General features: G+C 73.5%; 21 protein-coding genes. 17 read left to right on the top strand and 4 right to left on the bottom strand.

Annotated elements, in window-relative coordinates:
• Positions 1 to 129: 129 nt before the first annotated feature.
• The 3 genes from ACFZCY_RS29745 to ACFZCY_RS29735 all read left to right on the top strand — a co-directional run bounded on the left by ACFZCY_RS29745 (position 130) and on the right by ACFZCY_RS29735 (position 3,807).
• Positions 130 to 1,263 (top strand): PfkB family carbohydrate kinase, encoded by a 1,134-nt coding sequence (locus tag ACFZCY_RS29745; protein WP_391179929.1) that lies wholly within the window; start codon positions 130 to 132, stop codon positions 1,261 to 1,263.
• The gene (locus tag ACFZCY_RS29740; protein ID WP_391179926.1) at positions 1,260 to 2,189 is read left to right on the top strand and encodes a pseudouridine-5'-phosphate glycosidase; all 930 of its coding nucleotides are present in this window, start codon (positions 1,260 to 1,262) and stop codon (positions 2,187 to 2,189) included. The genes ACFZCY_RS29745 and ACFZCY_RS29740 overlap by 4 nt, the downstream gene beginning before the upstream one ends.
• 115 nt (positions 2,190 to 2,304) lie before the next feature.
• Positions 2,305 to 3,807, top strand: a complete 1,503-nt coding sequence (locus ACFZCY_RS29735) for a glycosyltransferase family 39 protein (RefSeq protein WP_391179923.1) — start codon at positions 2,305 to 2,307, stop codon at positions 3,805 to 3,807.
• Positions 3,808 to 3,838: 31 nt separating this feature from the next.
• Here the strand turns inward: ACFZCY_RS29735 and ACFZCY_RS29730 are convergent, their stop codons facing one another.
• Positions 3,839 to 4,498: a PhzF family phenazine biosynthesis protein gene (locus tag ACFZCY_RS29730; RefSeq protein WP_391179921.1), complete on the bottom strand. Its 660-nt coding sequence runs from the start codon at positions 4,496 to 4,498 to the stop codon at positions 3,839 to 3,841.
• A gap of 11 nt (positions 4,499 to 4,509) precedes the next feature.
• Positions 4,510 to 4,875: a hypothetical protein gene (locus ACFZCY_RS29725; RefSeq protein WP_391179918.1), complete on the bottom strand. Its 366-nt coding sequence runs from the start codon at positions 4,873 to 4,875 to the stop codon at positions 4,510 to 4,512.
• 174 nt (positions 4,876 to 5,049) lie between these two features.
• Between ACFZCY_RS29725 and ACFZCY_RS29720 the strand changes: the two genes are divergently transcribed.
• The 9 genes from ACFZCY_RS29720 (at position 5,050) to ACFZCY_RS29680 (ending at position 10,746) form a co-directional block, all read left to right on the top strand.
• A complete protein-coding gene (locus tag ACFZCY_RS29720) occupies positions 5,050 to 5,409 on the top strand; it encodes a hypothetical protein (protein WP_391179915.1) in 360 nt (119 codons plus the stop codon).
• Positions 5,406 to 6,242, top strand: coding sequence for a hypothetical protein (locus ACFZCY_RS29715; RefSeq protein ID WP_391179912.1), 837 nt, complete (start codon positions 5,406 to 5,408; stop codon positions 6,240 to 6,242). Before ACFZCY_RS29720 ends, ACFZCY_RS29715 begins: the two co-directional genes overlap by 4 nt.
• Positions 6,243 to 6,440: 198 nt before the next feature.
• Positions 6,441 to 6,830 (top strand): roadblock/LC7 domain-containing protein, encoded by a 390-nt coding sequence (locus ACFZCY_RS29710; protein ID WP_391179910.1) that lies wholly within the window; start codon positions 6,441 to 6,443, stop codon positions 6,828 to 6,830.
• 82 nt (positions 6,831 to 6,912) lie between these two features.
• Positions 6,913 to 7,689, top strand: coding sequence for a GNAT family N-acetyltransferase (locus ACFZCY_RS29705; protein ID WP_391179907.1), 777 nt, complete (start codon positions 6,913 to 6,915; stop codon positions 7,687 to 7,689).
• 55 nt (positions 7,690 to 7,744) lie between these two features.
• Positions 7,745 to 8,104, top strand: coding sequence for an MmcQ/YjbR family DNA-binding protein (locus tag ACFZCY_RS29700; protein ID WP_391179904.1), 360 nt, complete (start codon positions 7,745 to 7,747; stop codon positions 8,102 to 8,104).
• 152 nt (positions 8,105 to 8,256) lie between these two features.
• Positions 8,257 to 8,697 (top strand): hypothetical protein, encoded by a 441-nt coding sequence (locus ACFZCY_RS29695; RefSeq protein ID WP_391179901.1) that lies wholly within the window; start codon positions 8,257 to 8,259, stop codon positions 8,695 to 8,697.
• 137 nt (positions 8,698 to 8,834) lie between these two features.
• A complete protein-coding gene (locus tag ACFZCY_RS29690; protein ID WP_391179898.1) occupies positions 8,835 to 9,116 on the top strand; it encodes a hypothetical protein in 282 nt (93 codons plus the stop codon).
• A 32-nt stretch (positions 9,117 to 9,148) separates the two neighbouring features.
• Positions 9,149 to 10,120 (top strand): DJ-1/PfpI family protein, encoded by a 972-nt coding sequence (locus ACFZCY_RS29685; RefSeq protein ID WP_391179896.1) that lies wholly within the window; start codon positions 9,149 to 9,151, stop codon positions 10,118 to 10,120.
• Positions 10,117 to 10,746: a DJ-1/PfpI family protein gene (locus tag ACFZCY_RS29680; RefSeq protein WP_391179893.1), complete on the top strand. Its 630-nt coding sequence runs from the start codon at positions 10,117 to 10,119 to the stop codon at positions 10,744 to 10,746. Before ACFZCY_RS29685 ends, ACFZCY_RS29680 begins: the two co-directional genes overlap by 4 nt.
• Here the strand turns inward: ACFZCY_RS29680 and ACFZCY_RS29675 are convergent.
• Positions 10,711 to 11,295 carry a TetR family transcriptional regulator gene (locus ACFZCY_RS29675; RefSeq protein ID WP_391179890.1) on the bottom strand — a complete coding sequence of 195 codons (585 nt, stop codon included), beginning with the start codon at positions 11,293 to 11,295 and terminating at the stop codon, positions 10,711 to 10,713. The genes ACFZCY_RS29680 and ACFZCY_RS29675 overlap by 36 nt on opposite strands.
• Before the next feature lie 118 nt (positions 11,296 to 11,413).
• On the opposite strand from ACFZCY_RS29675, the gene ACFZCY_RS29670 reads away from it, so the two are divergent.
• The 5 genes from ACFZCY_RS29670 to ACFZCY_RS29650 all read left to right on the top strand — a co-directional run bounded on the left by ACFZCY_RS29670 (position 11,414) and on the right by ACFZCY_RS29650 (position 18,082).
• The gene (locus ACFZCY_RS29670) at positions 11,414 to 12,433 is read left to right on the top strand and encodes a zinc-binding dehydrogenase (RefSeq protein WP_391179887.1); all 1,020 of its coding nucleotides are present in this window, start codon (positions 11,414 to 11,416) and stop codon (positions 12,431 to 12,433) included.
• A 142-nt stretch (positions 12,434 to 12,575) separates the two neighbouring features.
• Positions 12,576 to 13,106 carry a GNAT family N-acetyltransferase gene (locus ACFZCY_RS29665; protein WP_391179885.1) on the top strand — a complete coding sequence of 177 codons (531 nt, stop codon included), beginning with the start codon at positions 12,576 to 12,578 and terminating at the stop codon, positions 13,104 to 13,106.
• A 90-nt stretch (positions 13,107 to 13,196) separates the two neighbouring features.
• Positions 13,197 to 14,723: an ABC transporter substrate-binding protein gene (locus ACFZCY_RS29660; protein WP_391179882.1), complete on the top strand. Its 1,527-nt coding sequence runs from the start codon at positions 13,197 to 13,199 to the stop codon at positions 14,721 to 14,723.
• Positions 14,720 to 16,519, top strand: coding sequence for an ABC transporter permease subunit (locus ACFZCY_RS29655; protein WP_391179879.1), 1,800 nt, complete (start codon positions 14,720 to 14,722; stop codon positions 16,517 to 16,519). The genes ACFZCY_RS29660 and ACFZCY_RS29655 overlap by 4 nt, the downstream gene beginning before the upstream one ends.
• Before the next feature lie 102 nt (positions 16,520 to 16,621).
• Positions 16,622 to 18,082 (top strand): aldehyde dehydrogenase family protein, encoded by a 1,461-nt coding sequence (locus tag ACFZCY_RS29650; RefSeq protein ID WP_391179876.1) that lies wholly within the window; start codon positions 16,622 to 16,624, stop codon positions 18,080 to 18,082.
• Between the two features lie 12 nt (positions 18,083 to 18,094).
• Here the strand turns inward: ACFZCY_RS29650 and ACFZCY_RS29645 are convergent, their stop codons facing one another.
• A complete protein-coding gene (locus ACFZCY_RS29645; RefSeq protein ID WP_391179873.1) occupies positions 18,095 to 18,994 on the bottom strand; it encodes a LysR substrate-binding domain-containing protein in 900 nt (299 codons plus the stop codon).
• Between the last annotated feature and the right edge of the window lie 151 nt (positions 18,995 to 19,145).

Here is a 19,145-nt window from a genome sequence, read left to right as displayed (position 1 = left end):
GGTGATCGGTCCGCGCATCACGGTGATGAGCGAAATGCGGGTCCCTCTTCCTCGGGACCCTGACCGGCACTTTCGGGGGAGACACCGGGAGTCTGTTTATTGGACTAAGTTTCCTTTACTGTCCTGAACATGATGCTGACCCGACGGGAGCGGGAAGTACTCGCGCTGCTGCGCCGGGACCCGCTGGCCGGAGCCCAGGCGATCGCCGACGCCCTCGGCACCACCCGGGCGGCGGTCAACGTCCATCTGTCCAACCTGGGCAAGAAGGGCGCCATCCTCGGGCGCGGCTACATCCTCCGCCAGGAGCACGCGGTGGTGGTCATCGGCGGCGCCAACGTCGACGTCAAGGTGCGCAGCCTGGCGCCGCTCGCGTACCGCACCAGCAACCCGGGCCACGCCCACACCAGCCCCGGCGGGGTGGCCCGCAACGTGGCGGAGAACCTGGCCCGGCTGGGCACCCCGACCCATCTCATCGCCGCCGTCGGCCGGGACCCCGCGGGGGAGCGGCTGCTGAGCGAGACCCGGGCCACCGGGGTACGGATCGACCACGTCCACCGAGGCGCGCACCCCACCGGCACCTATACGGCGGTGCTGGACGCCGACGGCGAACTCGTCGTGGCCGTCGCCGACATGGCCGCGACCGACGGGCTCGGCCCCGAGCATCTGCAGCCCGCGCGCGAACTCATCGGCAACGCGAGCATGCTGGTGCTCGACGGCAACCTCGCCGCCCCGGCGCTGGCCTACGCGCTGGACATCGCGAGCGCCGCCGGGGTCCATGCGGTGATCGACCCGGTGAGCGTGCCCAAGGCGGCGCTGCTCGCCCCGCTGCTCGACGCCGGGCGCCCGGTCTTCGCCGTCACCCCGAACGTGGCCGAGCTGGGCGCCCTCACCGGCCGCGCCACCGTCGACACCACCGGTGACGACGGGGAGCTGACCGCGGCCGTGGCCGTGCTGCACGAGCGCGGCGTCCAGTACGTATGGGTGCGGCTCGGCGAGCGCGGCTCCCTGCTGAGCGGCGCCGGGGAGGGCGCCACCTTCCTGGCCGCGCCACCGGCCGAGGTACAGGACGTGACCGGCGCCGGTGACGCGATGCTCGGCGCGTTCGTCCACGCCCTGCTCACCGGCGAGAACCCCGTGGCCGCCGCCCGCTACGGCCACGCCGCCGCCGCGCTGACCGTGGCGACCACCGCCACCGTACGGCCCGATCTGACCCCGCGCCTCGTCGAGGACGCGGCGACCGCCCCACCGCGGAGGACGACATGACCACCCCCCACCCCCGGCTGACCCTGAACCAGGAAGTCCGGGAGGCCCTGCGCGACGGACGGCCCGTGGTCGCGCTGGAGTCCACGATCATCAGCCACGGCATGCCGTATCCGCAGAACGTCGAGATGGCCACCGAGGTCGAGGCCATCATCCGCGCCGAGGGCGCGGTCCCGGCCACCATCGCCGTCCTCCACGGCACACCGCGCATCGGACTGGACCGCGCCGATCTGGAACTGCTCGCCACCGACCCGGAGGTCGGCAAGGTCAGCGTGCGGGACCTGGCCCATGTCATGGCGCGCGGCGGCCACGGCGCGACCACCGTCGCGAGCACCATGCGGCTCGCCGCGCTCGCCGGGATCAGGGTCTTCGTCACCGGCGGCATCGGCGGGGTGCACCGCGGGGCGCAGCAGTCCTTCGACGTCAGCGCCGACCTCACGGAGCTGTCCACCACCGGGGTGGCGGTCATCAGCGCCGGAGTGAAGAGCATCCTCGACATCGGTCTCACCCTGGAGACCCTGGAAACCCTCGGCGTGCCGGTGCTCACCTACGGCACCGACGACTTCCCCGCGTTCTACTCCCGGGTGAGCGGCTTCGCCTCCCCCCTGCGGGCCGACTCCCCGGAGGAGATCGCCGCCGTGATGCGCGCCCAGTGGGACCTGGGCCTGCCCGCCGGGCTGAGCATCGCCAACCCGGTCCCGGAGGCGGACGAGATCCCCGCCGAGCGGATCGACGGCATCATCGAGCAGGCCCTCGCCGAAATGGCGGAGGCGGGCATCGGCGGCAAGGACGCGACGCCCTATCTGCTGGGCCGCATCGTGGAGCTGACGAAGGGTGAGAGCCTGCGCACCAATATCGCGCTCGTCAAGAACAACGCCCGGCTCGGCGCGCGGATCGCGATCAGCTACGCGGCGGGGACGTCGGCCTGACCGCCACCGTACTCGGTGGGGACGCGGTCGTTCCGGGTGCGGGGTGCGGCGGCGCGCCGCTACGCTGCGGTCGGGCCGACGGCGCAGGGGGCGCCGCACGCCCGGGGGGTGTGCCATGGCCGCGACGAGCCACCGGGCGGCACCGGCGCCTTTCGCCACCGGTCCGGTCCTCGGCATCGCCGCCGCCGTCGCCGCGGCGCTCACCGCGCTCTCCGGACGCTACGGCTACCACCGCGACGAGCTGTACTTCCTGGCCGCCGGAGACCACCCGGCCTGGGGGTACGTGGACCAGCCCCCGCTGACCCCGCTGCTCGCCCGGGCGGCCACCGCCGTCTTCGGGAACAGCCCGGCGGGCCTGCGGGTACCGGCCACGCTCGCCTGCGCCGCCGTCGTCGTCCTGGTCGCCGCCCTGGCCCGGGAGCTGGGCGGGGGCCGCGCGGCGCAGCTGCTGGCGGCGTGCTGCGCGGCCGCCTCGGGCATCGTCCTGGGCACCGGGCACATGGTCTCCACGACCACCTTCGACCTGCTCGCCTGGGTGCTGATCTGCCTCCTGGCCCTGCGGGCGCTGCGCACCGGTGACGGCCGCTGGTGGTTGGCGGCCGGAGCGGCCGCCGGGATCGGGCTGCTCAACAAATATCTGGTGGTGCTGCTGCTCGTCGTCCTGGTGGCGGCCGTCCTCGCGGTCGGGCCTCGGCGTACGTCGCGTGGCGGATGGTGGGTGGCGGGCGCCGCCGTCGCGGCGGCCGTCGCCCTGCCGAACGTATGGTGGCAGGCCGCTCACGGCTGGCCGCAGCTGACGGTGGCCGGCGGGATCAGCTCGGACGACGGCGCCGAGAACCGGCTGATGTTCGTCCCGCAGCAGATCGTCTATCTGTCCCCGCTGTTCGTACCCGTCTGGATCGCGGGCTGGCGGCGGCTGTGGCGCGACCCCGCGCTGCGCCGGGCCCGCGCCATGGCCCTCGCGTATCCGCTGCTGTGCGCGCTGGTGCTGCTGACCGGGGGCAAACCGTATTACGCGCTTCCGCTGCTCCTCGTCCTCCTGGCGGCGGGCTGCGAGCCGGTCGCCGGATGGATGACCCGGACCGCCCGCACCGCCCGGACCGTGGCGGTGGCGGCGGCCGTGGCCGTCTCCGCCGCGATGAGCGCCCTGTTTTCCCTTCCGCTGCTGCCGCCCGGCGGACTGTCCGTGGTGAACGCCGTCAATCCGGAGCAGGGCGAACAGATCGGCTGGCCCGCCCTGGTGGACGCGGTCGGGACCGGCTGGTCCCGGATCCCCGCCGAGCGGCGCGCCCACGCCGTGATCTTCGCCGAGAACTACGGCGAGGCGGGCGCCCTCACCCGCTACGGCCCGCGCCACGGGCTGCCCCGCCCCTACTCCGGCCATATGAGCTACGCCGACTGGGGCCCGCCTCCCACCTCCGCCGACGGCCCGGTGCTGCTGGTCCACCAGGACGGAAGCGACCGCGTCACCCGCCACTTCACCGGCTGCCGCCAGGTGGCCCGGGTCGACAACCGCCACGGCGTGGACAACGAGGAACAGCACGCCGCGGTCGTGCTGTGTACGGGAACGGCCCGGCCCTGGCCGGAACTATGGCCCGCGCTGCGCCACTTCTACTGAGGCAGGGGCGGTGTGTGGCGCTCTCGGGTGGTCACAGCGAGCGGACCTCGGCGAGGGCGACCCGGCCGCCGATCTCGATGGAGCCGTCCGGCTGGGGGCTGGTGAGGATCTGGGAGCCCTCGCCCTGCGTGATGTTGAGTGCGCGCCCCAGCTCACCGGAGAGAACCAGGGCGGCGGCGCCGGTGGCCTCGTCCTCCACGATCCCGTCGCCGCGGCGCGGGAAGGCGCGGGCGCGCACCCGGCCCGCCGGTTCGTCCTGCCAGGCCCACGCGTACAACCAGCCCTCGCCCTCCGGAGGCGAGGGAAGGGCGTCGACCTCGGCGGGGGAGGCGTACCGCTCGGTGCGCCGACCGGGCGCCCATGCGGGGTGGCCGCCGATCCAGGTGAACTCGCCGTCCTGGCGGGCCGGAACCTCGCCGACGGGCGGAAGCAGCTCGGGGAGGTCCAGCAGCCAGGCGACGCCCACCAGCGGATGACCGGCGAAGGGCAGCCGGACGCTCGGGGTGTAGATGTCGACGACACCGCGCTCCGGATCGTCGACGAAGACGGTCTCGCTGAAGCCCAGCCGGGCGGCCAGCTCCTGCCGTTCCCGCTCACCGGTCACGGCGCGGCCGTCGCGCACCACGCCGAGTTCATTGCCGCCGTGGCCGCGGGGACCGCAGAACACCCTGAGTACGTCGAGGTCGGTCATGGTTCAGGGGATCAGACGGCCAGCTCGTTCTCGATGCGCTTCAGCCCGTGGCGGGCGAGCGCCAGGTTGGCCCGGGAGCGGTCCAGGGCCAGGTAGAGGAAGAGTGACCCATGGCTGCCGGAGATCAGGCGGATGAGGTGGTACTGCGTCCCCAGCGTGATCAGGATGTCCTCGATGGCGTCCGTGATGCCGAGGGTGGCGAGCGTGCGGACCTTGGCCCGGACGACCTCGGTGTTGCCCGCCGCGGCGATTTCGAGGTCGAGTTCCTGACCCCCGCCGATCGACCCGAGCGACATGCCGCTTTCGTAGTCCACGAGCGCGGCCCCCAGGGCCCCGTCGATGGCCATCGCTTCTTTGAGGGCGCTCTCGATGTTCATGTGCTTCCTTCGCATGGCTGACGCATGGCTGCTAGCCGGGGCCCGTTGTCCCGTTGGTACCAAAGCTGTCACCAGACGATAGCTCGGGAACCATAACTAGTAGCCGAGTGGTCCAAGTTGTGCAAGATGATGCTTAAACTAACGTGCCGGATGGTACGCAGCGAAAGGTCACAGGTGAACGCAGCCGAAGCGGCGCTCTCCGGAGCGCTCGCGTCTCCGGGAGTGGTGGGCGTCCGTCTCGTGGACGCGGTCACCGGGCTCCACTACGCCACGGTGGGGGACGCCGACGCCGTCGGCCGGAGCGACGAACTCGCGGAAACGGTCAACCTGATCAGCGACCGGCTGAACCAGGCGGGCGCGGCGGGGGAATTGGAGAGCGTGGTCGTCACCAGTTCGCGCTTCCACCACATCACCCAGGTGGTGCCGCGGGGCCAGGACCCGCTGCTGCTGTGCGCCTCGGCCGACCGCGACCGCACCAATCTCGCCCTCGCCATGCGGCACATGGCCGATCAGGCCAAGGCCGTGCTGACATGAGCGACGGCACCGAGCGCCATCGCACGTCGCCGCGCAACGTCCCCGGCCTGCTGCTCTCGCTCCAGCAGGATCGTTTCAGCGGGGCCGTGGTCGTCTCCGGGTCGATCGGCGGGACGATTCATCTGCACCACGGGGCGATCCGCGCGATCGAGACCCCCGGGGCGCCCACCGTGGAGGCGCTGCTGCTGAAGTCCCGTCGGATCGGCGAGGTGGAGTGGGACGCCGCCTGCACCGCGGCAGGCCCCGGCGGACGGCTCGACGCGACGCTTGTCGAACAGGGCCACATCGGCGCCGCCGAACTCGAAGTCCTGTGCGTGGGCGCCCTCTACGACGCCGCCTTCGCCATGGCGCTCAGCACCCCCGACAGCTGGCAGGTCGACCGGGAGACCCCCGGCCCCCGGCTGAGCCACCAAGAGGGCACCGACCCCAGGCGGCTCACCGAGGAGACCAGCCGCCGGGTGCGGCAGCTGGCCAAGTCCCTTGGCTCCGTGCGGGAGTTCGGCCAGGAGCGGATCCGGCCGTCCGCCCGGGCCACCGCCGGGATCGGACGGCTCTCCGCCCGCTACCGCGACATCCTCCTCAGCGCCGACGGACGCCGGACACCCCGGGACATCGCCTTCGCGCTGGGCCGCGGCGTCTACGCGGTGATGCTCGACATCTCCCGTATGAAGGCGCTTCAGCTCATCCAGCCGGAGCCCCCGCAGGCTCCGGCCACCGCGCCCCGCGTCGCGCCCCGCGACCCCGGTGCGGAGCCCCCGCGCGCCGTGGCCCCCACCGGTGGCGGACTGCCCAGACGCACCCCGGCCGACCGGCGGCCGGAGAGCGCCGGCTGATCCCGGCGCGGACAGCAACTTCCACGGGCACCGGGTGTCCGTGGGTCGTGTTCCCCCGTGGAATCACCGCGGGTTTCAGGAGTTCCACCGGCTCGCATCACAGCCGCAGCTCATGGCCGCAGCTCATGGCCGCAGTCCGGAGCCGCAGCCCACAGCCGCGGCGACGGCGAGCCCCGACGGAGTCCGAGGAGGACCCCCATGACCAACCCCCCACCCGCCGCCGGCGCGTCGTCCGGTGACCTCGTCAAGGAACTGACCGGTCTGCGCGGGCAGGTCCTGGGCATCTCCGAGAGCATCATCGCCACCACCGACGGGCTGCTGGTGGCCGCCGATACCGCCAATGTGCAGCCGGAGTCCCTGGCCGCCCTCTCCGCGGCCTCGCTCGCGCTGGGCAAGCGTTCCGCCGCCGAAGTGGGGCTGGGCAGCCTGCGCGAAGTGGTCACCCGGTGCAACGGCGGCTACAGCGTCGTCCTGGCCGTCGGCGAACAGGCCCTGCTGGTGATCCTCGGCGACGAGGGCCTGGACCTGGCCGCGCTGCGCCGGGAAGCCCCGGCCGCCGTGGAACGGCTCGGCGGCCTGCTGGCCTGACCGTACGGCCGGCCCCGGCCGGTCAAGTGGCCCCGCCGATAAACCGGTTGCGGGTGCGAACCCCCGGTGCTGGAGTGACCGGATGGACCTTGACGAAGTACGGGAGCTGTTCGACCGGCAGCTGAGACAGGGGGCGCGGGCCGACGAACCCGGGACCCGGGTCGAGCGCGTGGACGGGGTGGTGCGGCAGACCGGCGCCGCGGACGACTGGAACGGCGTCCGCTGGTCGGATCTGGACGCCTTCACGGCGGACGTGGCGATCGCGGCGCAGATCCGGTACTTCGCCGCCCGGGGGCACGCCTTCGAGTGGAAGCTGTACGCCCATGACCGGCCCGCTGACCTCGGCGGGCGGCTCGCGGAGGCCGGTTTCGCCGCCGAGCCCGAGGAGACGGTGATGGTCGCACCCGTGCGGGACCTGCCCACCGCCGTCGAACTCCCCGAAGGCCTACGGCTGCTCCGTGTCACCGACGCCGCGGGGGTGGACCTCATGGTGGACGTCCACGCTCGGGCGTTCGGCACCGACAGCGGCCATCTCAGGCACCGGCTGCTCACCCGGCTGCGCGAGGCGCCGGACACGGTCGTCCCGGTCGTGGCCATGGCCGGTGACCGGCCGGTGAGCGCCGCCCGGATGGAACTGCCCCCGGGAGCGGACTTCGCCGGGCTGTGGGGCGGCGGCACCGTGGCGGAGTGGCGCGGCCGGGGCCTGTACCGGGCCCTGATCGCCTTCCGCGCCCGGATCGCCGCCGAGCGCGGCTACCGCTATCTGCAGGTCGACGCGTCCGACCAGAGCCGCCCGATCCTGGAGCGGCTCGGCTTCGTGCCGCTGACCACCACCACGCCGTACGTGTACGACAGCTAGGATCCCGCCTGGCGTTCCCGGTGGCGTTGTCGGTGGTGTGCTCTACGGTCATGCCATGATCACGCCTGACGATGTCCGCCGGATCGCGCTGTCGCTGCCGCAGACCACCGAGAAGATCGCCTGGTCGATGCCCACCTTCCGGGTCGCCGGGAAGATGTTCGCCACGCTCCCCGAGGACGAGACCTCGATGGCCGTCCGGTGTCCCAAGGTGGAGCGGGACGAACTCGCGCTCGCCGAGCCGGAGAAGTTCTGGATCGCCGACCACGAGGCGGGCTTCGCCTGGGTGCGGGTGCGGCTCGCCGCCCTGGAGGACCGCGACGAGCTGCGGGACATCCTCGTCGACTCCTGGCGGCAGGCCGCGCCGACCGCGCTGCTCGACGCGCTGCCGGACCCCGGCGCCACGACCTCGGACTGACGCCCTCCCGGCACGCGCCTCCTCGAAACGCGCGGGTATGCGCGTTCGAGGAGGTAACCGACACGGGTGAAATGCCCGACTCTTTCGGGCTATCGGAGTGCTTGCTTCCGCTCTTCGCGGTTCTCTGGAAGGAGACCAGCGAGGGAGGCCGCATGGTGCACGGCCGTGAGACGAACCGCCGCGCTGCCCCCGGCCGGCCGTGCACCGTCCTGATGGTCGCGCTGCTGGCGATCACCCTGCTGCACGGCCTGCTCACCCTCGGCGCCGTCCATCCGCCGCCGCCCTCCGCGAACCGCTGCGGGCCCGGCGTCCTGGCACCGGCCGCGGCGTCGGAGGAGGACGATCCGCCCGCCCCGCGCCCGGCCGCCCGCGCCGCCCACGAGCTGGGCCGCCACCCGGCCGGTCATCCCGGGAACGCCTGCGCCACCGCGGTCGGCTCCCACCGGTCCCTCCCCACGGCGCCCCTGCACCTCGCCGTCGCCGTCGACCGCGCTCGCGCCACGGACCGTACGGCGGCCACTGCCGTGTCCGGCTCCGCCGCCGACGCCGCGTCCCGCCGGCTCCCCGCACGGGACGTCGTTCTGCGCTGCTGAGCGGGCCCCGGGCCGTTCCGTAACCCCCACCCCTCCCGCATCTCCCGTATGCGCCGCCGCCGCACGGGCGGAGCGCGGGTGCGGTACGGCCTGCCCCGGATCAGCCAACCGCCGTCCGACACCGCAGGAGCCCCCGCATGCCCATCGACGTCTACGCCGCCATGGGTGCACTGGTACGCGCCGAAGCCGCACGCCGGTCCACCGTCCCCGCCCAGTCCGACGCCGCCGCACCCCCGATCGAGCCGGCCGAGGCCCTCCCCGTGTCCACGCCGCCCGCGAGCTCGCCGCCCCGTACCGCCGCGTCGCCCCCTGCCGCCCGGCCGCCCCGTACGGCCGTGCCCGCCCCGGTGCCGCGCCGCAGCGGGTTCCTGCGGTCCCTGCGCACGGCATGGCGCGATGTGTGGGGTATGTGTCGTTGACGCCATGACGGGCGGGAACGCAGCCTGGAGGGGTGAACGAGCGACGCATCGTTTTCGTGATCTTCGACGGGTTCCAGTCCCTCGATCTCACCGGCCCGCATGAGGTGTTCCAGTACGCCGGCACCCTCGCGGGCGGCTACCGCCGCCAGATCGTGGCGCCCCGCCCGGGGCCCGTGGCGTCGTCCAGCGGACTGCCGGTGCACGCCGCGCACGGAGTGGCCGACCTCGACCCCGGCGGCGTCGACACCCTGGTGGTGGCGGGCGGCACCGGGGTCGACCGGGCGTGCCACGATCCGGCGCTGACCGGGTGGATCGCCGAGGCCGCGGCCGGTGCCCGCCGGATCACCTCGGTGTGCAGCGGGGTGTTCCTGCTCGCCGCCGCCGGACTCCTCGACGGGCTCCGGGTGACCACCCACTGGGGGCGCGCGGAGCAGCTCGCCCGGGAACACCCCGGCCTGCGGGTCGACCCCGACCCCATCTTCATCCGGGACGGCCGGGTGTGGACCTCGGCCGGGGTGACCGCCGGGATGGATCTCGCGCTCGCCCTGGTGGAGGCGGATCTGGGGCGGGAAGTGGCCCACGCCGTCGCCCGCGAGATGGTGCTGTTCCTGCGTCGCCCCGGCGGCCAGTCCCAGTTCAGCGTGGGGCTGCGGTCGGCGCAGCCCGCCACCGACTCCCTGCGCGCCGTGGTGTCCGCGATCCACGCCGACCCCGGCGCCCGGCACGGCATCGCCGAACTGGCCGCGTGCGCCGGGCTGAGCCCCCGCCATCTGCAGCGCAGGTTCACCGCCGAACTCGGCACCCCGCCCGCGGCCTATGTGGAGCGCGTGCGCGTGGAGGCGGCGCAGCGTGCGCTCGCCGGGGGCGACGACCCCGTCGAGACCATCGCCCGGCGATACGGCTTCGGCACCGCCGAGACCCTGCGCCGCGCGTTCCACCGGCATGTCGGCGTCGCGCCGTCCGACTACCGGGACCGATTCCGGTCCACCGAGGAGCAGATATGACGACGTACGGACTGCTGGTCTTCGAGGGCGCCGAGGAACTCGACTTCACCGGCCCCTGGGAGGTGTTCACCGTCTCCTCGATGCTGCGCGACCACGCCGACACCGCCGTCCTCATCGCCGAACGGCCCGGGGCCGTCCGCTGCAACAAGGGCATGCGGGTGCTGCCGGACCACACGCTGGACGATCACCCGCCCCTGGACGTCCTGCTGGTGCCGGGTGGCAACGGCACCCGCCGCGAGGTGTCCAACCCGGCGGTCACCGACTGGATCCGCCGCACCTCCGCGGCCGCCACCTGGACCACCAGCGTCTGCACCGGGGCGCTGCTCCTGCACGAGGCGGGCCCGGCGCGCGGCCGCAGGGTCGCCACCCACCATCTCTTCGAGGACACCCTGGAGGCGCGCGGCGACATCACGGTGGTGCGCGACGCGCGGTACGTCGTGGACGGCACCCTGCTCACCAGTCAGGGCGTCTCGGCCGGGATCGACATGGCGCTGTGGCTCGTCGGCCGCCTCCACGGTGTCGACCACGCCCGCGCCGTACGCCGCTACATCCAGTACGAGCCCGCACCGCCGTACCTCGCCGACGAGCCGTCACCGGCCGTGGGAGACATCGGTGCGGCGGTCTAGTCCCTCGCTCGTCAGGATCGCGCTCGCGACCACGTCGAAGAGGTGACCGGCGCGCGGCGCGAGCGAGGGCTGATCGCCGAGCCATGCGAGCGCCGCGATCAGCGCGAACAGATCGGTGCCATCGATGTCCGTCCGCGCCGAGCCCGCGGCCTGAGCGCGGGTGAGAAGCCGCGTGCCGGCCGCGCGCAAGGTGACGCACGAAGCGTGGAGTGCGGACTCGGTGTCCTCGATGGCGGCCGCCATCAGCACGGTCACGCCCCGGTACTCGGTTGTCCACGCGACGCAGTCGCGCAGCCAGGAGACGAGAGCGTCTTCGGGGGAGCCCGACGTCTCGAGCTCGTCCGCCTTCGCCGTCAGCTCGTCGAAGCTGGTGTGGAGCAGGGCCTCGAGCAGCGCCTCGCGCGTCGGGAAGTGACGGAGCAGCGTCGCGAGCCCCACACCGGCCCTGCGTGCGATGTCGCGCAGCGATACGTCGACGCCTTGCTCGGTGATGGCGGCGCCCGCGACGGCGAGTAGGTGGTCCCGGTTCTTCCTGGCGTCGGCCCGCATCTGCCCCTCTTGACTATTTGACTATCCGGATCAGTGGTCCATATATTCGGATCAGTGGTCCGGGTAACCGGATCGCTGATCCGATCAGCGTATCCCCTGGTAGGGGTAGGAGAAAATGATGCCGACACACACGATGAGGGCGATCCGGCTGCACGAGTTCGGCGGCCCCGAGGTGCTGCGTTACGAGGAGGCGCCGGTCCCCGAACCCGGGCCGGGTGAGGTGCTCGTCCGCGTGTGCGCGGTCGGCCTCAACCCGCCCGACTGGTACGCGCGCGAGGGAATGCCCGACGTACCTCCCGAGCTCAAGCCCCCCTTCGATCTCCCCCTGATTCCGGGGACCGACGTCTCGGGCGTCGTGGCAGCCGTCGCCGCCGACGTCAGCGGCTTCGCGGTCGGAGACGAGGTGATCGGCCTTGTGCGCTTCCCCACCGTTCTCCAGGGCAGCGCGTACGCCGAGTTCGTCACCGCGCCGGCGTCCGACCTCGCCCGCAAGCCGGCCGCCATCGACCATGTGCACGCAGCCGGGCTGCCCATGTCGGGGCTGACGGCGTGGCAGTTCCTGATCGAGCTCGGCCATGACCATCCCTCGCCGTTCCAGGAGGCCCGGCACCGCCCGATGGCTCTCGGCGACGGGACCACGGTGCTCATCAACGGCGCCGCCGGTGGCGTGGGACACCTCGCCCTCCAGCTGGCCAAGTGGAAGGGGGCCCGGGTCATCGCCGTGGCCTCCGGCGCCCACGAAACGTTCCTGCGCGAGCTCGGCGCCGACGAGTTCATCGACTACACCAAGGAGCCGCCCGAGGAATCCGTCCGCGACGTCGATCTCGTCCTGGACACCGTCGGGGGCCCCGGCAGCAGGCGCTTCCTGCGCACCCTCAAGCGCGGCGGGTCCCTCTACCCGGTGTACTTCGGCGAGTTCGACGACGAGGAGAACGCGGAGCTGGGTGTCACGGTCACGGCCACCCAGGTCCGCTCGAACGGCACGCAACTCGCCGAACTGGGGCGCCTGCTCGACGCGGGCACCGTTCGCGTCGAGGTGGACAGCACGTTCGCGCTCGCGGACGCCCGGGCGGCGCACGAGCGCGCCGCCCGAGGGCACATCCGAGGCAAGATCGTGCTCACGGTGGCCCAGGGCTGAGCCGTTTCCCCTCCGCGCCGATGCGCGCACTCGCGCGATCCGCCCCCTCCCGCGCCCTGAGCCGGCCTGGCGGGCCGTCACGGCCTGCCAGGCCGTGACGGCCGGTTGATCGCGCCGGGGGCTTATTGCGTACGATCTGCAGGTGCATGAATTCAGCATCAGGACCGCGACAGCCGACGACCTCGACGCCGCCCGCGGCGTGATGCTCGACACCGTCTACCGCGACTTCGGGACGGGATACGTGCCGCGCTGGCACGCCGACATCATCGATCCCGGCGCCGCCTATCTGTGGTCGCCGCGGCACACGCTGCTGGTCGCGGTGGACGAGCGGGACGGGACGGTCGCCGGGACCGCGGCCCTCGACTCCCGGGGTCCGGCCCATCCTCCCAACCCCGCGTGGCTGGCGGAGCGGTACCCGTCGGGGGAGACCGCCCAGCTCCGCCGGGTGTACGTACGGCCCGAGTACCGCCGCCAGGGGCTGGCCCGTCGGCTGGTGCGCGCGCTGCTCGACTTCGCCGCGGCCGACGGAGGGTACCGCGCCGTCTATCTGCACACCGACCCGGCCGTGCCCGGCGCCGAGCCGTTCTGGCGGGCGCTGGGGAAGGCCGTGTGTGACGAGCGGGAGGAGCCGGGGGAGGGCCGGGTCCTGCACTTCGAGGTCCCGATGGCCTGACCGCCTGGCCGAACCCCGTGAGGTTGATGGAAATGATTATCATGTAGCCTCGGTCTTCCCGCTCCGCGCAGCATCTGGAGAACCTGACCCATGCCCCCTGTCCGCCGCCGGACGGCCGCCGCTCTGCTGCTCGCCCCGCTGCTCTCCGGCTGCTTCGCCTCCCCGGACGGCACGGCGTACGACGCGACGGGGGGCTCCGGCATGGGAGGCGGCGACCGGCTGCGGGTCGCGATGGCGTTCCCGCCCGCCGAGCGCTTCTCCCCGTACGGCGCCGACGCCACCCTGCTCAGCCGGCTCGGTGTCACCGAAGGGCTGACCCGCCTGGACGGCAACGGCTCCGCGTCGCCCGCGCTCGCCGAGTCCTGGACCCGGGAGGGCCGCCGCGGCTGGCTGTTCACCCTGCGCGAGGCCCGGTTCCAGGACGGCACCGCCGTCACCTCGAAGGCCGTCGCGGGCGCCCTGAACAGCGCGGCGCACGCCGACCCGGTGCCCGCCGCGCTCTCCGGGGTCGAGCTCACCGCCAGGCCCGCGGGGAAGCAGCGGGTCCGGCTCACCACCGAGGCCGAGTACCCCGCGCTGCCGCTCACGCTCTCCAGCCCGAGCCTGGCCATCCTCTCCCCGAAGGCGTACGGCTCCCCGAAGGCGCACGGCAGGACGGCCGCCCCCGACCCGGTCGGCACCGCCACCGGGCCCTTCGAACTCGGCCGGTCCGCCGGTGCCACCCGGGCCACCCTCAACCGCTTCGACGACTACTGGGGCGGCCTCGCCCACGCCTCCGGCATCGACGTCCGCTTCATCGCCGACGGCACCGCCCGCACCAACGCCCTGCGCACCGGCGAGGCGGACATCGCCGAGGCCGTGCCGGTCTCCCAGGCGGCGACCCTCGACAAGCCCACCGTCCGGGAAGTCCCCACCGCCCGTACCACCGCCCTCTTCCTCAACACCCGGTCCGGCCCCTTCGCCGACCCGAAGGTCCGCGCCGCCGCCCGCGAGGCCGCCAAGCCCGGCGTGCTCGCGCGGGGCGTGTACGAAGGCCACGCCGACCCCGGCCAAGGCGTGTTCGGCCCCGCCCTCTCCTGGGCCACGGGCGAACACCCCGCGCCATCGGGACGCCCCGCGGCCGCGCGGGCCGAGAACACCTCCATCACCCTGGGCACCTACGACAACCGGCCCGAGCTGCCCGAGGCCGCCCAGGTGCTGCAACAGCAGCTGGAGAAGGCCGGATTCACGGTGAAGCTGGAGGTCCGGGAGTACTCCCGGCTGGAGAGCGACGCGCTCGCGGGCAAGTTCGACGCCGTCGTCGCCGCGCGCAACACCATGCTCGACACCGGCGACCCCGTGTCCTACCTCGCCAGCGACTTCACCTGCCACGGCAGCTACAACCTGGCCGGGCTGTGCGACAAGGCCGTGGACCGGGCCGTCGCCGAGGCCGACTCCCGCGCCGACACCGACGAGCGGCACAGCGCCTCGCTCGACGCCCAGACCGCCATCCTCCGCACCGACGCCGTCGTACCGCTGGTGCATCAGCGCATCATCCACGGCGTCGGCAGCTCGGTACGGGGAGTGCAGCTCGACCCGTACGAGCGCACCCTCATCGGCCCCGGTACGCACCGTTGACCGGCATACGCCGCACCGCGGCCACCACCACCGGCGGACCGTCCACCGCGGCGAGCGCGCTGTGGCGCGCCGCGCTCGCCCTCCTGCTGCTGTGCGGCATCGGACTGCTGCCCTGGCTGTCCCGCACCGACCCCGCCCGCACCGTGCTCAAGGCCCGCGCGGCCGACCGCGATCCCACCCCCGAGGTACTGGACGCCATCCGCCGCGACCTCGACCTGGACGCCGGGCCGTTGCACCTCCTGGGTCATTGGCTCGGCGGGCTGGCCCACGGCGACGCGGGCACGTCCTGGCTCTCCGGCACGGCCGTGGCCCCCATGGTCGCCCAGGCCCTCGGCTGCTCCCTGCTGCTGATGGCCGGGGCGCTGACGGTGGCGGTCGCCACGGCCGGCGCGGTGTGCGCGCGCACCCTGTGGCGCGGCGCCCGGCGACGGCCACTGCCGCGCGGCGCGGGCAGCGGCGGCGCGCTCCTCGCCGCGCTGCCGGAGTTCCTGATCGCCTCCGTCCTGGCCGCCGTCATCGGGGTGCGGCTCGGCTGGCTGCCCGCCGTCGGCTGGTACGGCTGGCCCTGGATGCCGCTGCCCGCGCTCGCGCTCGGCCTGCCCGTCGGCGCGGCGCTCGGCCGCATTTTGGACGACGTCCTGCCCGGCGCCTTCGCGGAGCCCTGGGTGCGGGCCGCCGCCGCGCGCGGCCTCCCCGCCCGGCGCATCGCCCGGCAGGCGCTGCGCCGGGCCGTCCCCGGGGTGCTGCCCAACCTGGGCCTGTTCGTGGTCGGCTTCACCGGCGGCGCGGTCGCCGTCGAGCAGGTCTTCGACATCCCCGGCCTCGGCCGGCTCACCCTCCAGGCGGCCCTGGCCCAGGACCTGCCGGTCCTCCAGACCGGAACCCTCGTACTCATCGTGTTCGCCACCGCCGCCGGTGGCCTCGCCCGCCTCGCGGCCCGGCTGCTGCTCGGCCCGGCGTTGCGCGACGGTGAACTGCCCACCCTCCACCACCCGTCCGGGCCGCCCGCCCGCGCGCTGCCCCTGCTGTACGGGGCCGTCCTGCTGGCCGTCGTCGCCCTCGGCGCGCTCCGCGACCCTATGGCCCTGGACACCACCGCCCGCCTCGACGGCCCGTCCTGGCAGCACCCGTTCGGTACGGACGCGCTCGGCCGCGATCTGCTGGCCCGGGTGGGGCACGGCGCCCTCGCCACCCTCGCCCTCGCCCTCGCGGTGAGCGCCTGCGCTCTGGCCGTGGGGCTGCTGCTCGGCATGGTGCCCCGGCTGGCGGGCGGGCTCGTGGAGACCACCAACGCCGTACCGCCCGTGCTCGCCGGGCTGCTGGTCGCGGGCACGGCCGGGGCCGGTCCGTACACGCCCGCCCTCGCCGTCGCCGCTGTCGCCTGGGCGCCCCTGGCCGCGCACACCGCCGCCCTGCTGAACCAGGAGCGCGCCGCCACCCACCTCGCCGCGACGCGCGCCCTCGGCGCGGGCCGCCGCCATCTGTTCCGCCGCCATCTGCTGCCCGCCGTGCTGCCGCCGGTGGCGCGCCACGCGCTGCTGCGGCTGCCCGCCGTGGCGCTGGCCCTGGCCTCCCTCGGCTTCCTGGGCCTCGGCGCCCAGCCGCCGTCCCCCGAGTGGGGGCGGCTCCTCGCCGAAAACCACCCCTACGCCGAGCGGGCGCCCTGGGCCGTGCTCACCCCCGCCGCCGCGCTCGCCCTGCTGGGGGTGGTGGCGGTCACCTCGGCCGGGGGAGTGCGATGGCCGGGGCGGCGGGCGCGGCGGTCGGCCGCCCTCGTTGACACGGCTCTCGATTGACACATCTCGAAACGGCGACGGAGACTGGCGCGCACATCCGCGGTGAACCCAAGTTCACTGCGCGCACAGGCTGTTCGGCACGCGATAGCGAAGGACACCGGAATGACCATCACCCGCGACCTGCTGATCGGCGGCAAGGACACTCCGGCCGCCTCGGGCCGCACCGCCGACGACCTCGACCCGTACACCGGCGAGGTGTACGCCACCGTGGCGGCCGGCGGGCCCGAGGACGTGGCGCGCGCGGTGGCCGCGGCCGACGCGGCCTTCCCGGACTGGGCCGCGATGGCCCCCTTCGCCCGCCGGAAGATCTTCCTCACGGCGGCTGACCTGCTGGAGTCCCGTGCCGCGCAGGCCGCGGAGATCATGCGGCACGAGGCGGGCGGCACCGCGCCCTGGGCCCACTTCAACGTGGCGCTGGCCGCCAACATCCTGCGCGAGGCCGCCGCCGCCATCACCGCGCCGCGCGGCGATGTGCTCAGCGCCCAGGAGGCCGGGGCGCTGGGCCTCGCCGTGCGCGAACCGATGGGTGTCGTCGCCGCCTTCGCCCCGTGGAACGCGCCGGTCATCCTCGGTGTCCGCTCGGTCGCGGCCCCGCTCGCGGCGGGCAACACCGTGGTGCTGAAGCCGAGCGAGGACGCGCCGCTGGCCTGCGGGCTCTTCGTCGCCGATGTCCTGCGCGACGCCGGGATGCCCGACGGTGTGCTCAACGTGGTCACCAACGCCCCCGATGACGCCGCCGAGGTGGCCGAGGCCCTGATCGCGGATGAGCGGGTGCGGATGGTGAACTTCACCGGATCCACCGGTGTCGGCCGCGTCATCGGCGCCCACGCCGCGCGCCATCTCAAGCCCGCCGTCCTGGAGCTGGGAGGCAAGAACGCCATCATCGTGCTGGACGACGCCGATGTGGACTACGCGGTGGACGCCGCCGCCTTCGGCGTATTCATGAACTCCGGCCAGATCTGCATGTCGGGCGACCGCGTCCTCGTCCACGAAAGTCTCGCGGAAGAGTTCACCGCGAAGTTCACCGCCAAGGTCGCGGCGCTGCCCTGCGGCGACCCCGCCGACCCCTCGACCGTGGTCGGCCCGCTGGTGCGCGCCGAAGCGGCGCAGCGGGTGGCGGCGCTCGTACGGGACGCGGCGGCCAAGGGCGCGACCGTGCTCACCGGCGGCGGGGACCCCGAGGGCTCGGTCCACCCGGCCACGGTGCTGAGCGGGGTCACCGAGGACATGGACCTCTACCACGCCGAGGCGTTCGGCCCGGTGTGCGTGGTCGCCACCTTCGCCGACGACGCCGAGGCCATCGCCCTGGCCAACGCCACCGACCACGGGCTGACCTGCGGCATCATCACCGAGAACGGCACACATGGGCTGCGGGTCGCACGCCGCGTCCGCACCGGCATCGTGCACATCAACGACCAGTCGGTGGCGGACGAACCCCAGGCCCCGTTCGGCGGCATCAAGCAGTCGGGATACGGGCGCTTCGGCGGCCGCTGGGGCATCGAGGCGTTCACCGACACCCGCTGGATCACCCTGGCCACCGAGCAGGCCCACTACCCCTTCTGACCGCCTCAGCGATCACGCCGTCTCCAGGCGCCGGATCAGATGGTTGAGGAAGGCGGAGACGGCGGCGGGCAGGGTGCGGCGGGCCATGGACTGGATCTGGACGCTGCGCCGTGACAGCTCGGGGTTGACCAGCGGCACCGCGGCCAGTCCGTCGGCGTCCAGTCTGCCCCGGTAGGTCAGATATCCGGCCAGCGTGACCCCGCCGTTCTTGCGGACAAAACCATCCAGCGCCCCGGAGTAATTACTGATGAAGGCGGGCTCGAATTCCAGGCCTTCCGCGGCGACGCAGATATCGAAGAGCTGCCGTACCGTCGTGCCCTGTTCCATGAGCGCCAGCGGATAGGGCAGCAGATCGGCGAGCGAAATCTCGTCCCGTTCCGCCAGCGGATGTCCTGCGGGCATCAGGGCGTGGATCGGATGCGTTTGCGCGTACTCCACCCTTATGCCCTCTTCGGGGCCCAGTGAATAGGTGAGCGCGAGATCGGCGGCCCCGTCCCGGACCTCCTGGGTGGCGCCCGTCGGCGAGGTGACCCGGAGCCGGAACCGTACCCCGGGATGGCTTTCGCGGAACGTGACGACCGCCTCCGGCAGGACGTCCCGGCCGAAGCCCTCGGAACCGGCCAGCCGGATGGTGCTGCGGTAAGGCCCGCCCAGTCCGCGCAGGTCGGCAACGATCTGCTCGGACTCCAGCCGACTGCGCCGGGCGTACGCGGCGAGCAGTTCACCGGCCTCGCTGAGGACCATGCCCCGGGGCTGCCGCTCGAACAGCGGGACCCCGATGTCGTGCTCCAGCCGGGCGATCCGGCGGCTGATGGCGGAGGCCGCCACATGCAGTCGCGCCGACGCCTGGCTGATGGAACCGGTGTGCGCGACCTCCAGGAAGCAGCGCAGCGAGGTCCCGGACAGATGCATGCCGGGTGACCCTACCCGCCCGGCCGTCCACCCACGAGACCAGGGCCGCCTTGCCGCACGGGCAATGCTGCCTTCTCGGACCGACAATTGTGCGCCCGAAGACCGCTCACTAGCCTTCTGTCGTCATACCGGCGTCATGCCGCCGTCCTAT

The organism is Streptomyces sp. NPDC007983 (assembly GCF_042958345.1).
GTDB lineage: Bacteria > Actinomycetota > Actinomycetes > Streptomycetales > Streptomycetaceae > Streptomyces.
This window is presented reverse-complemented; position numbering and strand designations above follow the sequence as displayed.

What these genes read in the sequence shown, in the direction of transcription:
- ACFZCY_RS29745 (WP_391179929.1), top strand. Translation starts at nt 130, where the DNA reads ATGATGCTGACCCGACGGGAGCGGGAAGTACTCGCGCTGCTGCGCCGG.
- ACFZCY_RS29740 (WP_391179926.1), top strand. Translation starts at nt 1,260, where the DNA reads ATGACCACCCCCCACCCCCGGCTGACCCTGAACCAGGAAGTCCGGGAG.
- ACFZCY_RS29735 (WP_391179923.1), top strand. Translation starts at nt 2,305, where the DNA reads ATGGCCGCGACGAGCCACCGGGCGGCACCGGCGCCTTTCGCCACCGGT.
- ACFZCY_RS29730 (WP_391179921.1), bottom strand. Translation starts at nt 4,498, where the DNA reads ATGACCGACCTCGACGTACTCAGGGTGTTCTGCGGTCCCCGCGGCCAC.
- ACFZCY_RS29725 (WP_391179918.1), bottom strand. Translation starts at nt 4,875, where the DNA reads ATGAACATCGAGAGCGCCCTCAAAGAAGCGATGGCCATCGACGGGGCC.
- ACFZCY_RS29715 (WP_391179912.1), top strand. Translation starts at nt 5,406, where the DNA reads ATGAGCGACGGCACCGAGCGCCATCGCACGTCGCCGCGCAACGTCCCC.
- ACFZCY_RS29710 (WP_391179910.1), top strand. Translation starts at nt 6,441, where the DNA reads ATGACCAACCCCCCACCCGCCGCCGGCGCGTCGTCCGGTGACCTCGTC.
- ACFZCY_RS29705 (WP_391179907.1), top strand. Translation starts at nt 6,913, where the DNA reads ATGGACCTTGACGAAGTACGGGAGCTGTTCGACCGGCAGCTGAGACAG.
- ACFZCY_RS29700 (WP_391179904.1), top strand. Translation starts at nt 7,745, where the DNA reads ATGATCACGCCTGACGATGTCCGCCGGATCGCGCTGTCGCTGCCGCAG.
- ACFZCY_RS29695 (WP_391179901.1), top strand. Translation starts at nt 8,257, where the DNA reads ATGGTGCACGGCCGTGAGACGAACCGCCGCGCTGCCCCCGGCCGGCCG.
- ACFZCY_RS29690 (WP_391179898.1), top strand. Translation starts at nt 8,835, where the DNA reads ATGCCCATCGACGTCTACGCCGCCATGGGTGCACTGGTACGCGCCGAA.
- ACFZCY_RS29680 (WP_391179893.1), top strand. Translation starts at nt 10,117, where the DNA reads ATGACGACGTACGGACTGCTGGTCTTCGAGGGCGCCGAGGAACTCGAC.
- ACFZCY_RS29675 (WP_391179890.1), bottom strand. Translation starts at nt 11,295, where the DNA reads ATGCGGGCCGACGCCAGGAAGAACCGGGACCACCTACTCGCCGTCGCG.
- ACFZCY_RS29670 (WP_391179887.1), top strand. Translation starts at nt 11,414, where the DNA reads ATGCCGACACACACGATGAGGGCGATCCGGCTGCACGAGTTCGGCGGC.
- ACFZCY_RS29660 (WP_391179882.1), top strand. Translation starts at nt 13,197, where the DNA reads ATGCCCCCTGTCCGCCGCCGGACGGCCGCCGCTCTGCTGCTCGCCCCG.
- ACFZCY_RS29650 (WP_391179876.1), top strand. Translation starts at nt 16,622, where the DNA reads ATGACCATCACCCGCGACCTGCTGATCGGCGGCAAGGACACTCCGGCC.
- ACFZCY_RS29645 (WP_391179873.1), bottom strand. Translation starts at nt 18,994, where the DNA reads ATGCATCTGTCCGGGACCTCGCTGCGCTGCTTCCTGGAGGTCGCGCAC.